Source organism: Streptomyces graminilatus, from assembly GCF_001418565.1.
Lineage (GTDB): Bacteria > Actinomycetota > Actinomycetes > Streptomycetales > Streptomycetaceae > Streptomyces > Streptomyces graminilatus.
Map to the genome: position 1 here is coordinate 1 of NZ_LIQQ01000237.1, position 18,439 is coordinate 18,439.

Here is an 18,439-nt window from a genome sequence, read left to right on the forward strand (position 1 = left end):
GGCACATCTGGGAGGGTGGGTGGGAAAGTTCGTGCGAGAGATCCCGGCCGCGCCATCCGCGTGCTTCTCCGCCGACGATCTCGCCTCCCCTCACGCGTGCGTGCCCCCCACCGGGCGCGGAAAGGAGACGTTGCATGACCACGGTTGTGAACCAGCCGCCGAATCAGCCGAATCCACCGTCACGGTCGATGTCGGTGAGCGACAACGCGGCGCGGACCCTGGCGAACGCCACCAAGACCGTTCCGCAGATGGCCTCCATCACGCCTCGCTGGCTGGTGCACCTGATGTCCTGGGTGCCGGTCGAGGCCGGTATCTACCGCGTGAACAAGGTCGTACATCCCGAGTCGGTGCACATCGAGTGCGACAACGCCAACGAGGCGCCGCTGCCCGACACCTTCGTCGACTACGCGCAGGAGCCCCGCGAGTACCGGCTCAAGGCCGTCCAGACGGTCCTGGACCTGCACACCAGGATCGCCGACCTGTACTCCAGCCCGCACGACCAGACCGCACAGCAACTGCGGCTGACCATCGAGGCGGTGAAGGAGCATCAGGAGGGCGAGCTGATCAACAGCCCGGACTACGGGATGCTGAGCAGCGTGGCGCCCACGCAGCGGATCTCCACGCTGGCGGGCCCGCCGACCCCGGACGACCTGGACGCGCTCATCACCAAGGTGTGGAAGCAGCCCGCCTTCTTCCTCACCCATCCGGAAGGCGTCGCCGCGTTCGGCAGGGAGTGCACCCGGCGCGGGGTTCCGCCGGCCACGGTGAGCATGTTCGGCTCGCAGTTCCTGACCTGGCGCGGACTGCCGATCATCCCGTCGGACAAGGTCCCGCTGGAGAACGGCAGGACCAAGTTCCTGCTGCTGCGCACCGGCGAGTCGCGCCAGGGCGTGGTCGGACTGTTCCAGCCCGGACTCGCGGGGGAGCAGGGCATGGGCCTGTCGGTGCGCTTCATGCAGATCGACCGCAGTGCCATCGCCTCCTATCTGGTCTCCCTGTACTGCTCGCTCGCCGTCCTCACCGAGGACGCGCTCGCCGTGCTCGACGACGTCGAAGTGGACAAGTTCCATGACTACGCCCCCAGCTACCGGTAACGAGTCCGCCCCGGAGTGGCTCCCTGACGAGGCGACACTGAACCGCCTGGCCGGGGAGTTCTTCCGGGCACTCCCCGGGCGGTCGCCGGACACGGACGCCTCGACCGGCGACGGCCCGTCGGCGGGTACGCACGTTCCGGTTCCGGTTCCGGTTCATGACGGCACGTCGGCGGGCGCGCACGCCCCGGGCGCCGACGGTTCACCGGCGTGGCCGGCACCGGCCGGTCTGCCGCCCGCGGACGCGCCCCCTCCGGTGCCGAAGGCCGCCCCGAGCCCGCCGGCCGGGCCACCGCCGACCAGCACCCCGGCCTCCTACGCGGCGAGCGCGCCCGGAGCCACCGGCCCGACCCCGGAGCTGCCCGCGCTGCCGGTGACACCGGCGACGCCGGAGATCCCGATGGCGGCCGGACCACAACTCTCCACACCGCCACCGCCACCGCCGCCGCCGCCGTCGTCGTCGTCATGGATGGGCGGCGGCGCCGGACAGTACTACTTCCTCGACGAGGCACCCGGGTTCCCGTCCCCGCCGCCGGCGCTCCCCGGCTTCGGGCATCTGGGCCTGCCACCACTGCCCGAGCCGGCCGCACCGACGGCGACGACGGGGCCGTACTACTTCGTACAAGAAGGCAGCGCACCCGGCCTGCCGGCCGAGCTGCCGCTCGACCGGCATCCGGCGTTCGACGTAAGGGCCGTCCGCCGGGACTTCCCGATCCTGTCCGAGCTGGTCAACGGCCGTCCGCTGGTCTGGCTGGACAACGCGGCGACCACGCAGAAGCCGCAGGCGGTGATCGACCGGCTGGTGGAGTTCTACTCGCGGGAGAACTCCAACATCCACCGGGCCGCGCACGAACTGGCCGCCAGGGCGACGGACGCCTACGAGAGTGCCCGGAAGACCGTCGCCCGGTTCATCGGGGCGGGCTCCGCCGAGGAGATCGTGTTCGTCCGGGGCACGACCGAGGCGATCAACCTGGTCGCCAAGGCATGGGGGCCCCGGAACATCCGCGAGGGCGACGAGATCGTCCTCTCCCATCTGGAGCACCACGCCAACATCGTGCCCTGGCAGATGCTGGCCCGGCAGACCGGCGCGGTGATCAAGGTGATCCCGGTCGACGACTCCGGGCAGCTCCTGCTGGACGAGTACACCGACCTCCTCTCCGACCGCACCAGGCTGGTCGCGGTCACCCAGATGTCCAACGCGCTCGGCACGGTCGTACCGGTCGAGAAGATCATCGAACTCGGGCACCGGGCCGGAGCGCGTGTCCTGGTCGACGCGGCGCAGTCGGTCCCGCATCTGCCGGTCGACGTAAGGGAGTTGGACGCGGACTTCCTCGTCTTCTCCGGGCACAAGCTGTTCGGGCCGACCGGGATCGGGGTGCTCTACGGCAAGCGCGAGGTGCTGGAGGACATGCCTCCGTGGGAGGGCGGCGGCAACATGATCACCGACGTCACCTTCGAGCGGTCCAGCTACCAGCCTCCGCCGGGCCGCTTCGAGGCGGGCACCGGCAACATCGCGGACGCGGTGGGGCTGGCGGCGGCCATCGACTACGTGGAGCGGATCGGTGTTCCCAACATCGGGGCGTACGAACACACCCTGGTCGAGCACGCCACGGAAGGGCTGCGCGCCGTGCCCGGGCTCCGGCTGATCGGCACGGCCCCGCACAAGGCGAGCATCGTGTCGTTCGTACTGGACGGCTACGAGCCCGCCGAGGTGGGCACGGCGCTCAACGAGGAGGGAATCGCGGTCCGTTCGGGCCACCACTGCGCGCAGCCGATCCTGCGCCGGTACGGCCTGGAGGCCACTGTCCGGCCGTCGTTCGCCTTCTACAACACGCACGAGGAGGTGGACACCCTGATCACGGCGGTCCACCGCCTCGCGGACAGCCGCTCCCCGAACCACCGGTCCGGTCGCCGCTAGCCCACACGTCTCCCTGCTCACCCGACACCCAACTCACCCTGCTCACCCGGCCCGCCCTACCCTGTTCGACGCGACAGCACGGACAGGGTGAGGCGGGCCATGGCGTCGAGGTTTGCGTGGACATACGTATTCCGGGTACGGCGAGGCGGAATACGAGGAAGCGAGTGAATTCGCGGCGGTCGCCGAATGGCTGGAACGGCATGCCAGAGAATGCCTCGCGCGGGCCGACGCATGGCTGGTGTCCTCGCTGCCGGTGCCGACGGAGCTGTTGGCACGGATGTGGCCCGACGAGGCCTGGCGGTCGGCGCTGCGTGACCTCGTGGTGGCGGCCGTGGACGAGGGTCCGGAGCGGTCGGACCGGCCGGGATTCCCGCGGGATGTCACCGCGTCCGGCGAGTTGCTCATGGTGAGGCCGGGCGACGAGACCGTACGCCTGTCGCCGACGACGGTGACGCTCCCGCACCCCCTCCTGCTGCCCGACCTGGCGGAGCTGCGGGAGTTCGCTTCCTTTCCCCGGATCCTATTTTCGCCCGTCAGGAGACGCAATGGACATCACATACTCGCCCGTCACGGAACTCAACCTGTTGAAGGAGCTTGAGGACCGGATCGGCTACGAGAATTTCGCCGACGGATTCGGTCTGACGGAATACGGCGACATCTCCGGCCTGGCGGCAGGCTGGTCGGAGGACCCGGAATTCACCGGCCGGCTGATCCCCTTCGCACAGGCCACCGGCGGCGGCTCCTTCTACGCGCTCTGGAAGATCGACGACCGGGCCGACCTCGCCACCCTCCCCGTGGTCGTCTTCGGCGACGAGGGCGGGCAGCACGTCGTGGCCCGCGAGCTGCGGGAGCTGTTCCAACTGCTCGGCCTCGACACGGAGATCACCGTCGACTGGGACAGCGCCTACTTCTACCGCGACGAGGACGAGCCGTACAACGAGGGCCGCGACGAGTACCTGGCCTGGCTGGACGAGCACTTCGGCCTGGAACCGGCGAACGACCCCGACGCCGTTCTCGCGGCGGCGCAGGAGGAGTTCGGCCGGCGGTTCGAGGACTGGGCCGGCCCCTTCATCCCCTGATGACGCGTCGCATCCGGCCCGCCGCCACCAGCTGGTTACGGGGTGAACTCCTGCTCGAACTTGTCGACGGTCCCGTCCGGTTCGGTGTGGTATCTGAAGACCAGCCCCGAGTCGGGATGGGCGTCCAGCCAGTCGAGGAGTTCCTGCACGCCGATGTGCTGGTTCTCGGTGGTCTCGGTGATGGGGTTGGTAGCGGTGACGTAGGCGGCCTGGTCCAGCGGCAGCGCGTACTCCTTGCCGGTCGTCTCGAACGGCGGACCGTCGGTGTCGGGGTCGGGGCAGCCCCAGGCCCCGGCCCTGACGATCAGACTGAGGCTGCCGCCTTCGGTGGTGTACCGGTACAGCGCGACCTCGTCGGGCGAGATCGGCATCTTGTGATCGCAGCCGGGTGTCGCGTCGGACTTCGCGTCGGACTTCGTGCCGTCGGACTTGACGGCGGCCGTCGACGCGGCGGCCGACGCGGGCTCCGATACGGCCGTCGGTTCCGGCGCCGGGGCCGATACGGGTGCGGGCGCGGCCGGTGCCGGTGTCGCGGCGCCGCCCGCCGCTGCCGACGTACCGGAGTCGGCGGCGGAGCCAGCGGCGGCGGTGGCCGGTTTGCCCTGCGATACCGGCGAGGTGTCCTTGCCCGAGCCGCCACAGCCGGTGAGCGTGGCGGCCCCGAGCGCGGTGAGAAGCACCGCCGCCCGGATCGTGCGATGCCCGGATCCGAGACGGCTCGTCGTGCGTACGTCGGTCATGGGTCCTCCCCTGCCTGGAGCGGCGGTTGGGGGCGGCCGTTCCGGTTGCTGATCTTCTGCTGATCTTCGGGCGAAACGTAGCAGCGAGATCCGCTGTGCCAGGGTTTGCGATCGTTCCGGCGCATTTCCGGAACACAGCCGTTGCACAGGGAGGCAGAGGCAGACGCAGAGGCAGGAGACCAGTGACCGGTCAACCGGAAACCGGTCAACTGCCAACCGGTCAACCGATCACAGGTCAGACGCGCTGCTCGACCGTCCGCGCGAGGATTCCCAGCGTGGCCCGCAGGGACACCTCCTGGAGGAGGGGGAAGATCCCGGCGGACCGGTACCGCTCGTGGATGAGGCTCCAGTCGTAGTACGTGGTCACCTCGGTGGTGCCGTCGTCCGTGGGGCGGAGGCGGTAGCCGAAGTGGTGGTTGACGGGGGGCTGGAGCTTGGCGGACGTCGGGGTCCACTCGATGAGCGTGTCCTGCTCGAACCGGGTGATCTCCACGGTCACGTCGTAGCGGCCCAGCGGCCGGTCGTTCATCGCCTCGCGGTCCATGTGCACGACGAACGAGTCCCCGGCCGCGCGCACGGGCTCGCCGTCGGCGGACTGGAGCATGCCGGAGGCGTCGATCGCCACATGCCCGTCGGGATCGCAGAGAAGGGCGAATATCCGGGATGCGGGCGCGGCTATGAACCGGGACACCTCGAACCGCTCCACTGCCTTCTCCGGCGCCTTCTCCTGCTGCTCTTGCTGCTCCGTTGCCATGACTCCCTCTCGCCAACTGCCGTAGCCCGTCCCGGGCCCGCGGAATTCTAGTCGCCGGCCCGGTTGTACCTGGCGGCGACCAGCGCGATGTCGTCCTCGGGGTCGTCGGGGGCGACCTGGTCCAGGACCTGGTCGAGGAGGTCCTCGGGGGCCGGCGAGCCGTGGATGCGGGTGAGGCGGCGCAGGGAGGCGTCGATGTCCTCGTGGCGGCGTTCGATCAGGCCGTCGGTGTAGAGGAGCAGGGTGTGGTCCGGATCGCAGGGGGTGGTGTAGGAGACGTACCGGCTGTGCCCGGTGCCCAGGGGTGGTCCGGGCGGGACGGGGAGGAGGGTGGCCCGGCCGTCGGGGTGGAAGACGACCGGGGGCAGGTGTCCGGCGCTGGCGTAGGTGCAGATGCCCCGGCGCGGGTCGGTGATGGCGATCACGCAGGTCGCGGGGCGGTCGGCGGCGGTGGTGTGCAGCAGGTGGTCGAGTTCGAGCAGGATGCGGTCGGGGCCGGGTTCACGGGCGGCGACCACGCGCAGCATGGCCTGGTACCGGCTCATGGCGACGGCGGCCTCCAGACCGTGGCCCATGACATCGCCGAGGGCCAGCAGCGTACGTCCGTCGTCGAGGGCGACGGTCTCGTACCAGTCCCCGCCGACGAGGACGCCCCGCCCGGCGGGCCGGTAGCGGTAGGCGACATCGATGTCCGGGTGCGGCCGGCCCGGCTCGGCCAGCAGGGCGCGCTGCAACTGCACGACGGCGTTGTGTTCGGTGGTGTACCGGCGGGCGTTGTCGAGGCTGATGGCGGCCCGGCCGACCAGGTCCTGGGCGATCACGGCGTCCGTCTCGCCGAACAGGGGCGAGCCGCCCGCGCGGATCAGGGTGACGGTGCCGACGTCGTGGCCGCGCGCGGTCAGCGGCACTATCAGGGCGGAGTGGATTCCGGCGGCCAGGTAGGCGGAGACGTTCCCGGTGTGGGAGGCGGCGCGGCTGATCTCCTCCTCGTCCATCAGGTTGTCGATCACCGGGCGTCCGGTCGCCAGACAGCGGGCGACGGACGAGCTGGGCTGGTGGTCGACGTACTCGCCGGGCCGGGCCAGTGGCCGCATCGCGGCCTCCATCTCGGGCACCGCCGCCATCGCCACCCGGCGCAGCCGCAGCGATCCGTCGCGGGGCGTCCGGCTGGTGCCGTGCTCGGGGAGGACCTTCACGGTGGCCGAGTCGGCGAGCTTCGCCACCAGGAACTCGGCCAGCTCCTGGCAGGTGGTGTCCATGTCCAGGGTGGTGCCGACGCGGGTGGCGGCCTCGTCGAGCAGGGCGAGCCGCTCACGGGCCCGCTCCAGCTCCCGCTGCTCCTGCCGGGCGGCGGAGATCTCCAGGACGATCCCGACGATCCCGACGGTGCGGCCGTCCTGCCGCAGCCGGTGGTAGGCGCCGTGCCAGTACCGCCGCTCCAGCGGGGAATCGGCCTGGGTGTGCCCGCTGGAGATCGTCTCGCGCGGGATGCCGTCGGCGATGACGGCCCGCAGTACGTCCTCACCGGCATCGACCCCCGGGACGACCTCGGCGACGGTACGGCCGATGTGCTCCTCGGCGGGTACGCCGTTCATCCGGGCCAGGGTGTCGTTGACGTACCGGTAGCGCAGCCCGGTGTCGAGGACACCGATCGCGGCGGGCGTCCCGTCGAGCACCTGCCCCAGCAGCTCCTGCACCCGCCCCGACCAGGCACGCCAGAACTCCGGATCACCCGGATCACCGCCCGGCGCCCGCACACCGGTGACCCCACTCACGCTCTCGCCCTTGCCCGCGCTCTCGTCGCCGGCCCGCTGCCGGTCCACTACAGCATCCGATCACGACTGGGCCGGGAACGCACGCGGAAGTGGTGAGGTGGCCTCCGGTTTGTCGCGGTGTGCGGTTCGGGGGACGGGGGACAGGGGACGGCACTCGGTACGGGGCCTGTCCTGGACCCCGTACCGACTCGGGCAGCGGCGGCCGACTACGCCTGCCCGCCGCAGGCGCCGCCTACCCGAGCGCCTGCATCCCCGTCCACTGATCGATCACCTGGGTGTACGGGCCCACCGCCGACCTGCCCCCGGCGTAGAGACGGACGGTGCCGTTGCTCATATGGGCCCAGATGTCGGGGATGCCGTTGCCCGTGACGTCCGGGGTGCCGAACAGGAGCGGGATGTCGGTGGCGGACCAGCCACCGGTGGCGTAGTCGGCATCGGTGCCGGTCGCCGAGGCGCCGGACGTGGCGAGGGACAGGAGATCGACGCCGGTGCCCGCCGAGTTGGCCTTGCCCTGGCGCAGGGCGAGACCACCGCTGGTCCTGAGGCGGTACAGCATGTCCGCGATGCCGTCGCCGGTGATGTCGCTGACGTTCACCAGGTCACGGTCGGTCCAGGCGGGGCCGTCGTTCAGCAGGAGGGCGCTGGAGAAGGAGGCGCCGGTGTAGCCGGTGAACACCCACAGCTGGGTACCGGCGGTCACGAACAGGTCCGGTCGGTCGTCGCCGGTGACGTCGTCGGCCGAGAGGATCTGGTCGAAGGCGGCGGGGTCGGGGACACCGACGGTGCCGTTGGGGCCCTTGCCCGTGGCCGGGAGAAGGATGCGCTGGCGGGCACAGGTGTTGAATCCGCCGAAGCCGTCGCCCGGGTAGATGTAGAAGGAGCCGTCGCCCATGCGTGCGATCAGGTCCTGGAGTCCGTCGCCCGGGTAGTAGTCGCCCAGGTGGGTGATGAGGGCACCCTTCCAGCTGACCGTGGATGTGCAGCCGTCGGCGTAGGCGGTGTTCTTCGTGGCCCGGCCGTAGGACGAGTTCATGCCGAGGAAGAGGTCGCCCTTGACGCCGGACGGGAAGTCGCGCAGGTCGTAGTGGGTGGCGCCGTTTTCCTCCGTCTTCTTGCCGATGGTCAGCAGGTCGGGCTGGTCGTCTCCGGTGAGGTCGCCGGGAGTCGCGTCCCGGTCCTTGGGGCTGACGAAGACCCGGTACGTGCCCGAGGTCGGCGACTGGTTGCCGGCGGCGTCGAAGGCCCTGACGTAGAGCATGGCGGGACCCGCGAGCGGCGGGACGGTGGAGATGACCGCCGTGGTGGACGTGCCCCTGACCACCTTGCCGGTCTTGGTGGTGCAGGTGCCCGGAGAGCTGAGGCTGACGGTCTTGTCGAACGTCCCGACGTTCCAGCTGTAGACGTACTTGGTGACCTTGTCCGCGGCCGGGTTCGCGAAGGTGATGCAGCCGGACTGGCCGAAGACGGCCCTGGACCAGTCACTGCCGCCGGAGTCGTTGTCGTTGTCCGCCTCGGTGAAGTCCTCGGAGGCGATGTCCGGGGTCTTGGGGGCGGTGGTGTCGAGGTTGAAGTAGCAGTTGTAGCTGGTGGCGGAAGGGGCGGGGAAGCGGTCGACGAGGTACACGTTCCACCGGTACCGCCCGTCCCGCAGGCCACTGGCGGCGAAGTCGTAGCTGGTGGTGGACTTGCCGGTGGCGCTGGCCCCACGCTCGTAGAACGTGCCGGTCGTCTCGTTCTTCAGGTACAGGCGCATCTCGTCCAGGTCGTCGCTGCCGTCCGGGTCCGAGGTGGCGGCGGAGAACGTGAGCTGGTCACGACACCGCAGCCGGCGGCATCGGCCTGCCTACCAAGGCGATCCGGCACACGGTGCCCGGTTCGGCGTCCACCACCGGGGACATCGTCAGCGAAGCCACCGGCTACGACGACAGCGGGCAGCTGACGGGCAAGTCGGTCACCGTCCCCGCGGTCAGCGGGACCACCAACAACCTCGCCGGTACCTACCGCTGGTCGTACACCTACACCCGTACCGGCAAGCTCCAGTCGACCACGCTGCCCGCCACACCCGGCGGCATGAACAGCGCCGAAAAGGTCATCACCCGCTACAACGCACAGGACCTGCCGGTCTCCACGTCCGGCTGGGACTGGTACACCACCGGCGCCCTCTACAACCCGCACGGCCAGATCAGCCGCACCACGACCGGCAAGAACCCCAACCGGCTGTGGACGGGCGCACTCTACGACGACTCCACCGGGCTGCTGATCCAGTCGTTCGCCGCCACCCAGGCCGCGGACGGGGTCGTCTCGCAGACGGCGTACACGTACGACAGGGTGGGCAACACCAGCCTGGTGGCGACGGGTTCGACGTCCTCGGGCACCACGACGTGGGACAACCAGTGCTTCACGTACGACGCCCGGGGCCAGCTCGCCGAGGCCTGGACCGGCGCGACCGCGAAGTCCTGCACCGACTCGGCCGGCACCACCTGGAAAGCGAGCGAGGCCACTCCGACAGGCTCCGGCGCGGTAGGCGGCACCCCGTCGGCATCGACGATCGCCACTGGCTCGGCGGCCTACGGCAGCCTGCCGTACTGGCAGTCGTACCGCTACGACGACCTCGGCAACCGCACCACGGTCACCGACCACAGCACCCAGCGCACCTCGGCCGGCGCGCTCAACACGGCACTGGACGGCTCGACCTCGTACGCGTACGGAGACACCGGCCGGCCCGACACGCTCACCGCCTGGACGAAGAAGACCGTCACGGCGGCCGACTCCGGGACCAAGACCGTCACCGAGACCAACTCGGCGACGTACGACGAGGCCGGGCGCACCGACACCCGCACCGTCAACGGTGATGCCCAGTCCTTCAGGTACGACGGCGAGGGCCTGCCGGCCTCCGTCTCCGGATTCGGCGCGGGCAAGGGCGCGATCACGGGCCCCGGCGGCCTGTGCGTCGACGACACCGCCTCGGCGACGGCCGACGGCACGGTCATCGACCTGTACACCTGCAACGGCACCGCGGCACAGAAGTTCTCCGCGAACGGCGGCAAGCTGACGGTCCTCGGCAAGTGCGTCACCGCCGCCGGAACGGCGAGCGGCTCGGCGATCACCCTGAAGACCTGCGCGCCGGACGCGACGACCCAGTCATTCGTCCTCCGTACGGACGGCACGTTCTACAACGCGGCTTCGAAGCTGTGCCTCAACGCGGCGACGGCGAGCGCGGGCACCCCGCTGACCCTGGCCACGTGCACGGCGAGCGCGTCCACGCAGAAGTTCGCGCTCGCCTCGACGACGACGTACCTGTACGACGCGGACGGCAACCGGATCGCGAGGACGACGGGTGGCTGGACGACCCTGTACCTGGGCGAGACCGAGGTCATGGGCTCGCAGACCAGCACGGACACGAAGGCCGTGCGCAGCTACGAGCAGGCGGGCGCGCCGACGGTCCTGCGGTACACGACCGGTGCGACCAGCGCCCACACCCTGGTCGCCCAGGTCACCAACCCGCAGGGCACGGCGACGTTCCAGGTGAAACTGGCGCCGGGGATGCAGACCTGGACCCGGACGTACGACGCCTGGGGCAACCTGCGCGGCGACCTCAACGACGCCAACCGCTGGGCGGGCTCGGGGAGTTACATCGGCGGCCAGGACGAGTCGAGCACGGGCCTGATCCACCTGGGCGCACGTGACTACGACCCGGTGACCGGCCGCTTCACGACGATCGACCCGGTCATCGACTTCTCCGACCTGCTCCAACTGGGCGGTTACGCCTACGCCGACAACAGCCCGGCCACCAAGGCGGACCCGAACGGCCAGTTCTGGAGCTGGTCGCAGGTGAGGAACGCGGCGTGGGGGGCGACGAAGTGGGCTGCGAACAGTGTGTACGAGTACTCGGGCGCCGCTGACGTCGTCAACTGCTACACCGTCCAGACACTGCGCCCCTGCCTGATGGCGTCGGCAACGGTCGCCATTGTCGTCGCGAGCGACGGCTTTGGGGAAGTACCTCTGTTCATGGTCCGCGCCGAGTTGGGCATCGGGGCAGACATCGTGGCCCAGGGCGCGAAGAAGGCGGCGGCGGACACCGCAGAAAAGACGGTGGCGGACACCGCCGCGAAGGAGACGGTCGAGAAGGAGACCGTCAAGACGGCGGAGGAGAAGGCGGGGAAGTCCGTCGAGGGGAAGTCCGACAGATCGGTCGCGAAGACGCCGGAGAAGTCGGCGGCGAAGACACCGGAGAAGAGCGCCGGGAAAGCGTCGAACGAGGGCAAGGCGTCGGACGCGGGCGAGGACGTGGCCGAGTCCGGCGACAAGTGCAACAGCTTCACCCCCAACACGAGGGTTCTGCTGGCGGACGGCAAGTCGAAGCCGATCAGCGATCTGAAGCCCGGTGACAGGGTCCGCTCCAACGACCCGGTCCTGGCCACCGACAGCACAAGGACGGTCACGGCCACGATCAAGGGCCACGGCACCAAGCACCTGGTCCGCCTGACCCTGTCCAACGGCAAGTCGATCACAGCGACGGACGGCCACCCGATCTGGCTCCCGAAGCTCCACCGCTGGGCCAAGGCGATCACCTTGAAGGCGGGGGACTGGCTCCAGACGTCGGCCGGCACGTACATCCAGATCACAGCGGTACGGGACTGGACGCAGACGGCGACGGTCAACAATCTGACTGTTTCTGGGACGCATACGTACTATGTGGCGGCGGGGGCTTCAGCGGTCCTCGTTCACAACTGCAACACGAGCTATGACGGAGGAATCTACGGCAGGATGCAACCTGCTGGCGAGGGCTTCGAGATCAATCACATGCCTCAGAACGCGTCAACCCCCATCACGCCGTATAGTGGTCCAGCCATTCGTATGGAAAAGGCCGATCACCGGCAGATTTATTCGACTGGACAAGGGAGTCGCCCTGAGCCTAAAGAGTGGCTCAGGATGCAGAAGTCCCTCGTAGCCTCCGGGCGAATTGACCGGGCTATGATGAATGATATAAATGACGTCATTTCGAGATTTCCCGGTAAATATAATAATGCTATTGGGGAAATGATTGGGGGGCTCGCGGATAATGCGCAATATCAAGCGTTGCGTGGAATCTCGGAGCAGGTGCATGTTCAGCTGACCCTATGGTGACAACGGAAAAAAATTCTGGAGTGAAAGATATGAGGCTAGAGCTGGATCCGCCCAGGGGTGTGGGAGATCTGCGGTTTGGCATGCAGATTGACATCGCGGAGCGCATTCTTGGTGGGATGCCGGGATTCGTTCCACCCGCCCCGGGGGAGAGGCGAAATAAAGGCTTCGCACACTATGAGTCGCATTTGTCGATTTCGCTTGATTTTGACTCTGTCGGCATTGTGCGTGGCGTGGAGATCTTTCGCCCCGAAAGGGATGTGCAGGTTGTATTTCAAGGAACCTCTGTATTTGAAGAACCTGCAGATATTGTAATCTCCCGACTCTCTCAGAACTTTCGGTTGGAAATCGAAGACGATGGCTTGAATGTTGTTGCCCCTGAAGTCTTCATCGGGCTCTGGAGGAGCATGCTTCCTGATGCGGCGGATGACGTGAGCGGCCGATATTTCGAATCCGTCCTGGTGGCTGCTCCTGGTTACGGTGTATAGAAATTTCAAAAGATCCTTTACGTGCCAGGAGAAGCATGTTCAGTTACGCCGCCCCCCGCCTTGCCCTCGCGTCGGTCGCCGTTGCCGCGTTGACCGGAGGTTTGCTTCTCTTCCCGGTGAGCCCCGTGTCCGCCGTAACGCCGGCCATGTTTGCTGATGACTTCAACGGCGACGGATTCCGTGACTACGCCGTTGGTGGCCACGGATCGGTCACCGTGACATACGGGACGGCCGACGGGCCCGGGAACAAGAGAAAAACCTTCAACCAGAACAGCGCCGGGATACCTGGAACGGCCGGTGGTGTCGGAATTTACCGCGACGCCTTCGGGTCCGTTCTGACGAGTGCCGACTTCAACCGCGACGGGTACGCCGATCTCGCAGTCGGAGACAGGTCGGAGACGGTCGGCACCCGGGCCCAGCAGGGTGCTGTGACCATTGTGTGGGGATCAAGGGCAGGGCTGACGTCCAGTGCGACCCGTTTGCCCCTCAAGTCGCCCCGCGATGGAATGGAGTTCGGCTGGGCCCTCGCAGCCGGTGACTTCAATGGTGACGGCAGGCCCGACCTGGCGGTCTCCGACCTCGACACGGTGTATGTCTACCGGGGCGGTTTCTCCAAGACCGGTACCACCGGCAAGGTCACCAAGCACCGGCCGAGCCGAAGCGTGACGGAGGTGTTCCAGCCGACCGGGCTCGTTGCCGGGAAGGTCACCAAGGACAAGACCACCGACCTTTATGTTCTCGGCCAGGGCGAGATCAGCGGCCGCATGACGCAGGCCGCGTGGTTTTTGCGGGGCGGTGCCACTGTCAAGGGGGGCACGTTCACGACGTACGACAAGTCCGCCCCGGACGAGGGATCCGCAGGTGTCATCGCGGACTTCGACAAGAACGGCTATGGCGATCTCGCTGTCAGTGACATTCCGTACAGCAACTACGCCGGTTCCGTCGTCGTGCTGCGCGGAGGCGCCACAGGCGCCGCCGGTTCGTACCGTCTGAGCCAGTCCACCGCCGGCGTCGCCTCTACCGCTGCCAAGGGCGAGATGTTCGGCTTCTCGTTGTCCGCGGGTGACACCGACCGGGACGGTTATCCGGATCTCGCCGTCGGCGTCCCCTACGAGAAGGTGCGCACTGCTGTGGAGGCCGGCGGCGTCCATGTCCTGCGTGGCGGGCGGAGCGGGCTGAACGGCACGGGGTCGCAGTGGATCACGCGGGAGACTGGCGACGTGCCTGGCAAGGCCGTCTCCTACGCGGCCTTCGGCTCACACGTCCGACTGCGTGACGTCGATCGGGACGGTGACGCTGACCTCCTGATCTCCGACTACTTCAAGAACGTCAACACCAGCGTCATGCTTCCCGGCAGCTCAGGGGGCATTACCACCACGGGCGTTCGCGAACTGCCGGTGAACGCGACTTTCGCGCAGTAGCGGCCGGTCCAGGAGGCGTCCGCGCAGGACGTCGCGACCACGCCGAGTCGCCGAGTGCCGAGGACGGCGATGGCCGCGGGCGTCCCGTCGAGAACCTGGCCCAGCAGCTCGTGCACCCGCGCCGACCATGCGTGCCAGAACCCCGATCGCCGGTCCACCGCAGCCGATCATGGCTGTGCCATGAACACACACGGAGGTGCGGCGGAGGTGTCTGTGGGTTCTGCCCCCGTGCCCTCCGCTCCGAGCCCCCGTACGCTCCGCCGCGACCGGCGTGCCGTCCTCGCTGCCCGGTGGAGGGGCAGCGCCATTCGGCCGAAATGTGGGCCACCTGGTCAAGGAGGTTCCAGTCCTTCGGACGGCAACTCGGGGAGCGCCAGGGAGCACCCTGGCCGAGCCAGTAGCCGCGGTGGTTGCGGATCCCCATGACGCCGACATCGCTCACGTCGGGCTCGTTGCCGCAGCACGGGCAGATGGCCCCCTCGTTGGGCCAGCCCTGCCCCCAGAAGGGCTCCACACCGTCGTCGTATCCGCAGACGCGACAGACGGTCTCCCACTCGGGGCCCGGTGAGCTTCCTGGTCCTTCGGACGGCATGCGGTACGGCTCCTTTGCGGGACTTCCCGCTTCTGTCCGCTTCAGGGGAACTCGTGGACCACCTGGATCTCGCCGACGATGTGGTCGTTGAGGTCGTCCAGTTCCTCGGCCGGGATCCAGAGTTCGAGGATCGTCCGCCCACCGGCCTGCTGAACGGGATACCGGCTGAGGAACTCCGAGTCGACCTCGAACCGCGTGACGAAACCGGCGCCGTCGTGCTTCACGTTCCAGTCCCGGGCGATCCTGATCGCGTAGTCCTCGTTGAGGACCGGATAGAAGATCGGCTGCTCGGGAAGCCGAGGCGGCCACGCACGCCAGTCCAACTCGCGGACGAGGTCCAGCTCCCGGGGACCGGTGGGGCGCCACAGGGTCGTCGTCGCGGGCCGGCTGCTCATGCGGATCACCTTCTGAACCTGGCCACCGCTGGTACGGGCGGCCGGGAGCCCGGACGCTACCGGCGGGGCGGGCTCGGCGGCTACCGGGTTTGGCGGAAGTCGTGTATGCGCTACTCGGATCGGCGGCGGATCGCTGAGAGGAGGCGCCGCATGCCGGCCGCGTGCCCGCCCGTCCCGATGACCAGCCGCCGGTAGATGCCGCCGGTCAGGCCGGGGAAAACGGCTCGGCTTTCGGCGCGCAGCCGTGATCGACCCGGACTGACGTGTTCGAGGCGAAAGATCAGGGCGTAGGACGAAAACCGATGGCGCCCCTCAAGGACCAGCTCCCGTCCCGGGACCGCGGCGACCACCCGAAAACCGGGCAACGTCGAACCTTCGGCCAGGGGCCGTGGCCCAGAGGCTGTGCGGTCGGCGGATCCCACCAGTCTTGCGTAGCCGGCCATACCAGGACCCGAGAGGGATCGGTCCAGTGTCTCGCCCAGAGTGCGCCAGAGGTCGTCGATCCCCGCCTGAACGACCGTCGAGTGCTCATCGATGTACGGCAACGAAGCGATCGTCATCAAAGCCTCCGTGAAGTTCGGTCGACCGTCTACTCGGTGGCGAGGTCTGCGGCCCCCGAGGCCGCCGGCCTTTCGGACAGCTTCTTGAGAGTCAGAAGTTGCTTGCGCATCATGATGAGATCACCCAGGGCGAGGAACCGGCGGCGGACCCGGCTGCCCGTTGTCGCCCCGGCCCGGGCGACAACTTTGACGACCAGTCGAGAGCCCGCACCTTGCGGGCGCAGGGTGTAGCTCACGGCCACATGACCGTGCCGCTCGGCGAGGGCTTCTGGGAGCGCGCAGGTAATGTGCGCGTCGGTTGCGAAGCTGGTGATCTCGAAGATGAGGAACGGCTGTCCGGCGGACAGGTCCGGGAGGTCGGGGAGCAGTACGCGCGGGCTCTGGCGGCCTCGGAAGTCGATCCAGTCGTAGCTGTACGGGGCGATGCTCAGCTGGCGGAGCCATCTGAAGACGAGGCTGGGCGGGGCCGCGATGTCGACTGCCCGTGTCCAGCCCTCGGACCGGCCCGCTACGAGACTGTCGCACGGATACGGCGCACTCTGCTCCGTGCGGGTGGCGCCCCAGACTCTCCCGCTCAAGTCCATGCCGCGACCCTACTGTCGACTGTCTGCCGCCGACCCCAGAAGGGCGGCCACTTCTCCCCGGACGGTCCTGCCGAGCGGTGTGATCGCACCTTGTTGGGCGCGGGTCATCGGTGCGGATGACGAGTTCGCCCATCGGTGAACGCCGTTGCCAGTCCGCTCAGACGTACGGTGAGCGGCGGGACGTCATCCGCGTCGGCGTCCGTGGGTTCGCTCCCGCCGCGCCAACCGACCACCTGGGCACGGTCTTTGGCGGCCAGCACACGACGCTAGCCTCGCGCGGAGCGTCCGAACTCCCCGGCGTCGTCACCGACACCGACACCGACCAGGAAGGCCTGCCAGCCCGGGCGGGTGAAGGTGAGCATCGGCCCGGCCTGGACCTTGCTGTCGCGTATGGCATGGCTGCCGGCGGCGGTGTCGGCGACCTCGACGCAGTTGCTCTGTGTCCCGGAGTACGACGACTTCCGGAAGGGGCCTACAACCTCGGTCACGATGTGTCTTCCTTGGTGGTCCGCAGTGCACGCCGGATGAGCTTCGTACTCGCGTCCGGTGCCAGTGCTGCCGAGCGTAGTAGGTCGTAGGCGTTGGCGTAAGCGGTTAGATCCTCGGGCCCTTCGAGGACCGATGTGCCTCGCAGGTTCTCCAGCGTCACGGCTTCGACCGTTGGTTCGGCGTCGAAGCTGAAGGTGGAGAAAGCAGAGGTCAGGGCCGCCAACGCGCCTGCGCTGAACGGCAGTACCTGTACGGTGACGTTCTTCCGCGCCCCGATCTCCAGGATCGCGGACAGTTGGTCCCGGTGAACCTCGGTGCTCACCATGGGGTGTGTGATGACGCTTTCCCAGAGGATGGCGCTGTATGTTGCCCCGCCCTCCTCGATCTTGGCCTGCCTCACCTTTCGCACCTTCAGCAGGTCAGTGACCAGTTCTGGGGCAACGTAGTTGGGGTCGGCCGCAATATTTCCCTCCGTGTAGGCCGGAATCTGTAGGAGTCCAGGTACCAGGACCGGCTGCCACTCGCGGATGTACGTTGCGTCGTCCTCCAGCGCGATGTGGTCGAGGTAGTCCGGACGCAGGTGCGCGGCATGTTCGAGCCACCAGCCGCGCCGGTTCGAATGCTTGGCCAACTCCTCAAGCTTCACCCGTACTTCGGGTTCATCGACGCCGTACGCCTTGAGCATCGCCCGGATCTCGATGGGGCGAGCGATGACGTGTCCGGTCTCGATGCGGCTGACCCTGGTCTGATGCGCCGCGATCACCTCGGCGGCCTGCGGCTGGTCGAGCCCTGCCGCCTGCCGGAACCTTCGCAGCGCCGCCCCAAGTCGCCTGCTGCGCACGGTCGGTCGTCCCCCTGCGGGCATCTCGAACCCCTCTCTTTCGCGAACTCACTGTAGGGCAGAGCAGGCATCGCAATTAGTAATACCGCATGCATGCGGACTTTCTGATTGCGGATATTTCCCATGTGGCTCTAACCTCAGTGCACGCACTCCACTACGGAGCGCGACATGACCGAGCGTCAGGGGGTCCCGCCATGCCCGAACCCACCTCACCCCAGCCCCACCCCGAGCCCCGCCAATCAGCCACCTTCCGCATCCCCAAGCACCCCAGAAACGTCCCCGACGCCCGCGCCCAGGTCCGCAAAGCCCTCGCCGACTGGGGCCTGCCCGCCGAACTCGCCGCCGACGTCGCCCTCGTGGCCACGGAGTTCGTCACCAACTCCGTGCAGCACTGCGAAGTGACCTTCTCCCTGTTCGAGGTGACCCTCACCCTCCACGGCGACCAACTGCTCCTGGAGGTCTCCGACCCCGACAAGGAGAAGACGCCAACCCCTCGCACCGCCGGTCAACTGGGCGAGAGCGGGCGCGGGTTGACCGTCATCGCGGCCCTCGCCGGGCAATGGGGATGCGACCGTGCGACACGAAGTT

17 protein-coding genes and 1 pseudogene are annotated in these 18,439 nt (G+C 68.3%); 8 read left to right on the forward strand and 10 right to left on the reverse strand.

Annotated features, from left to right (window positions below; translation table 11 throughout):
* The first annotated feature begins 134 nt into the window (after positions 1-134).
* The 4 genes from AOK08_RS20555 (at position 135) to AOK08_RS20565 (ending at position 4,088) form a co-directional block, all read left to right on the forward strand.
* Entirely contained in the window at positions 135-1,094 is a 960-nt protein-coding gene (locus tag AOK08_RS20555; RefSeq protein ID WP_198539321.1) for a family 2A encapsulin nanocompartment shell protein, read from the forward strand.
* A complete protein-coding gene (locus tag AOK08_RS20560) occupies positions 1,069-3,009 on the forward strand; it encodes a family 2A encapsulin nanocompartment cargo protein cysteine desulfurase (RefSeq protein WP_055527972.1) in 1,941 nt (646 codons plus the stop codon). Before AOK08_RS20555 ends, AOK08_RS20560 begins: the two co-directional genes overlap by 26 nt.
* Before the next feature lie 112 nt (positions 3,010-3,121).
* A complete protein-coding gene (locus AOK08_RS43390; protein WP_079054158.1) occupies positions 3,122-3,607 on the forward strand; it encodes a DUF4132 domain-containing protein in 486 nt (161 codons plus the stop codon).
* Entirely contained in the window at positions 3,555-4,088 is a 534-nt protein-coding gene (locus AOK08_RS20565; protein WP_055527975.1) for a hypothetical protein, read from the forward strand. Before AOK08_RS43390 ends, AOK08_RS20565 begins: the two co-directional genes overlap by 53 nt.
* A 35-nt stretch (positions 4,089-4,123) precedes the next feature.
* Here the strand turns inward: AOK08_RS20565 and AOK08_RS20570 are convergent, their stop codons facing one another.
* The 4 genes from AOK08_RS20570 to AOK08_RS20585 all read right to left on the reverse strand — a co-directional run bounded on the left by AOK08_RS20570 (position 4,124) and on the right by AOK08_RS20585 (position 9,110).
* Positions 4,124-4,828, reverse strand: coding sequence for a hypothetical protein (locus AOK08_RS20570; RefSeq protein ID WP_055527977.1), 705 nt, complete (start codon positions 4,826-4,828; stop codon positions 4,124-4,126).
* A 235-nt stretch (positions 4,829-5,063) separates the two neighbouring features.
* The gene (locus AOK08_RS20575; RefSeq protein WP_055527981.1) at positions 5,064-5,582 is read right to left on the reverse strand and encodes an SRPBCC family protein; all 519 of its coding nucleotides are present in this window, start codon (positions 5,580-5,582) and stop codon (positions 5,064-5,066) included.
* A gap of 47 nt (positions 5,583-5,629) precedes the next feature.
* On the reverse strand, positions 5,630-7,405 hold the full coding sequence (locus tag AOK08_RS20580; RefSeq protein ID WP_079054159.1) for a SpoIIE family protein phosphatase: 1,776 nt from the start codon (positions 7,403-7,405) through the stop codon (positions 5,630-5,632).
* 184 nt (positions 7,406-7,589) lie between these two features.
* Positions 7,590-9,110, reverse strand: a complete 1,521-nt coding sequence (locus tag AOK08_RS20585) for a VCBS repeat-containing protein (protein WP_055527982.1) — start codon at positions 9,108-9,110, stop codon at positions 7,590-7,592.
* A 113-nt stretch (positions 9,111-9,223) separates the two neighbouring features.
* On the opposite strand from AOK08_RS20585, the gene AOK08_RS20590 reads away from it, so the two are divergent.
* The 3 genes from AOK08_RS20590 (at position 9,224) to AOK08_RS20595 (ending at position 14,390) form a co-directional block, all read left to right on the forward strand.
* The gene (locus tag AOK08_RS20590) at positions 9,224-12,484 is read left to right on the forward strand and encodes a hint domain-containing protein (RefSeq protein ID WP_055527984.1); all 3,261 of its coding nucleotides are present in this window, start codon (positions 9,224-9,226) and stop codon (positions 12,482-12,484) included.
* Positions 12,478-12,969: a hypothetical protein gene (locus AOK08_RS45850; protein WP_157876740.1), complete on the forward strand. Its 492-nt coding sequence runs from the start codon at positions 12,478-12,480 to the stop codon at positions 12,967-12,969. The genes AOK08_RS20590 and AOK08_RS45850 overlap by 7 nt, the downstream gene beginning before the upstream one ends.
* Before the next feature lie 125 nt (positions 12,970-13,094).
* Entirely contained in the window at positions 13,095-14,390 is a 1,296-nt protein-coding gene (locus AOK08_RS20595) for a VCBS repeat-containing protein (protein WP_241827027.1), read from the forward strand.
* Positions 14,391-14,691: 301 nt separating this feature from the next.
* On the opposite strand, the pseudogene AOK08_RS47455 reads toward AOK08_RS20595, so the two are convergent.
* The 6 genes and pseudogenes from AOK08_RS47455 to AOK08_RS20620 all read right to left on the reverse strand — a co-directional run.
* Positions 14,692-14,982: pseudogene (locus AOK08_RS47455) on the reverse strand (hypothetical protein); the annotation flags it as partial.
* Positions 14,983-15,023: 41 nt separating this feature from the next.
* Positions 15,024-15,377 carry a hypothetical protein gene (locus tag AOK08_RS20600; protein ID WP_055527988.1) on the reverse strand — a complete coding sequence of 118 codons (354 nt, stop codon included), beginning with the start codon at positions 15,375-15,377 and terminating at the stop codon, positions 15,024-15,026.
* 110 nt (positions 15,378-15,487) lie between these two features.
* Entirely contained in the window at positions 15,488-15,937 is a 450-nt protein-coding gene (locus AOK08_RS20605) for a hypothetical protein (protein ID WP_055527990.1), read from the reverse strand.
* A gap of 29 nt (positions 15,938-15,966) precedes the next feature.
* Positions 15,967-16,521 (reverse strand): hypothetical protein, encoded by a 555-nt coding sequence (locus AOK08_RS20610; RefSeq protein ID WP_055527992.1) that lies wholly within the window; start codon positions 16,519-16,521, stop codon positions 15,967-15,969.
* Positions 16,522-16,787: 266 nt separating this feature from the next.
* Positions 16,788-17,009 (reverse strand): DUF397 domain-containing protein, encoded by a 222-nt coding sequence (locus tag AOK08_RS20615; RefSeq protein ID WP_055527994.1) that lies wholly within the window; start codon positions 17,007-17,009, stop codon positions 16,788-16,790.
* Positions 17,006-17,875: a helix-turn-helix domain-containing protein gene (locus AOK08_RS20620; RefSeq protein ID WP_055527995.1), complete on the reverse strand. Its 870-nt coding sequence runs from the start codon at positions 17,873-17,875 to the stop codon at positions 17,006-17,008. Before AOK08_RS20620 ends, AOK08_RS20615 begins: the two co-directional genes overlap by 4 nt.
* 170 nt (positions 17,876-18,045) lie before the next feature.
* Here AOK08_RS20620 and AOK08_RS20625 point away from each other — a divergent pair.
* Positions 18,046-18,439 (forward strand): ATP-binding protein (locus tag AOK08_RS20625; RefSeq protein ID WP_055527997.1); only part of this gene is annotated, 394 nt, incomplete at its 3' end.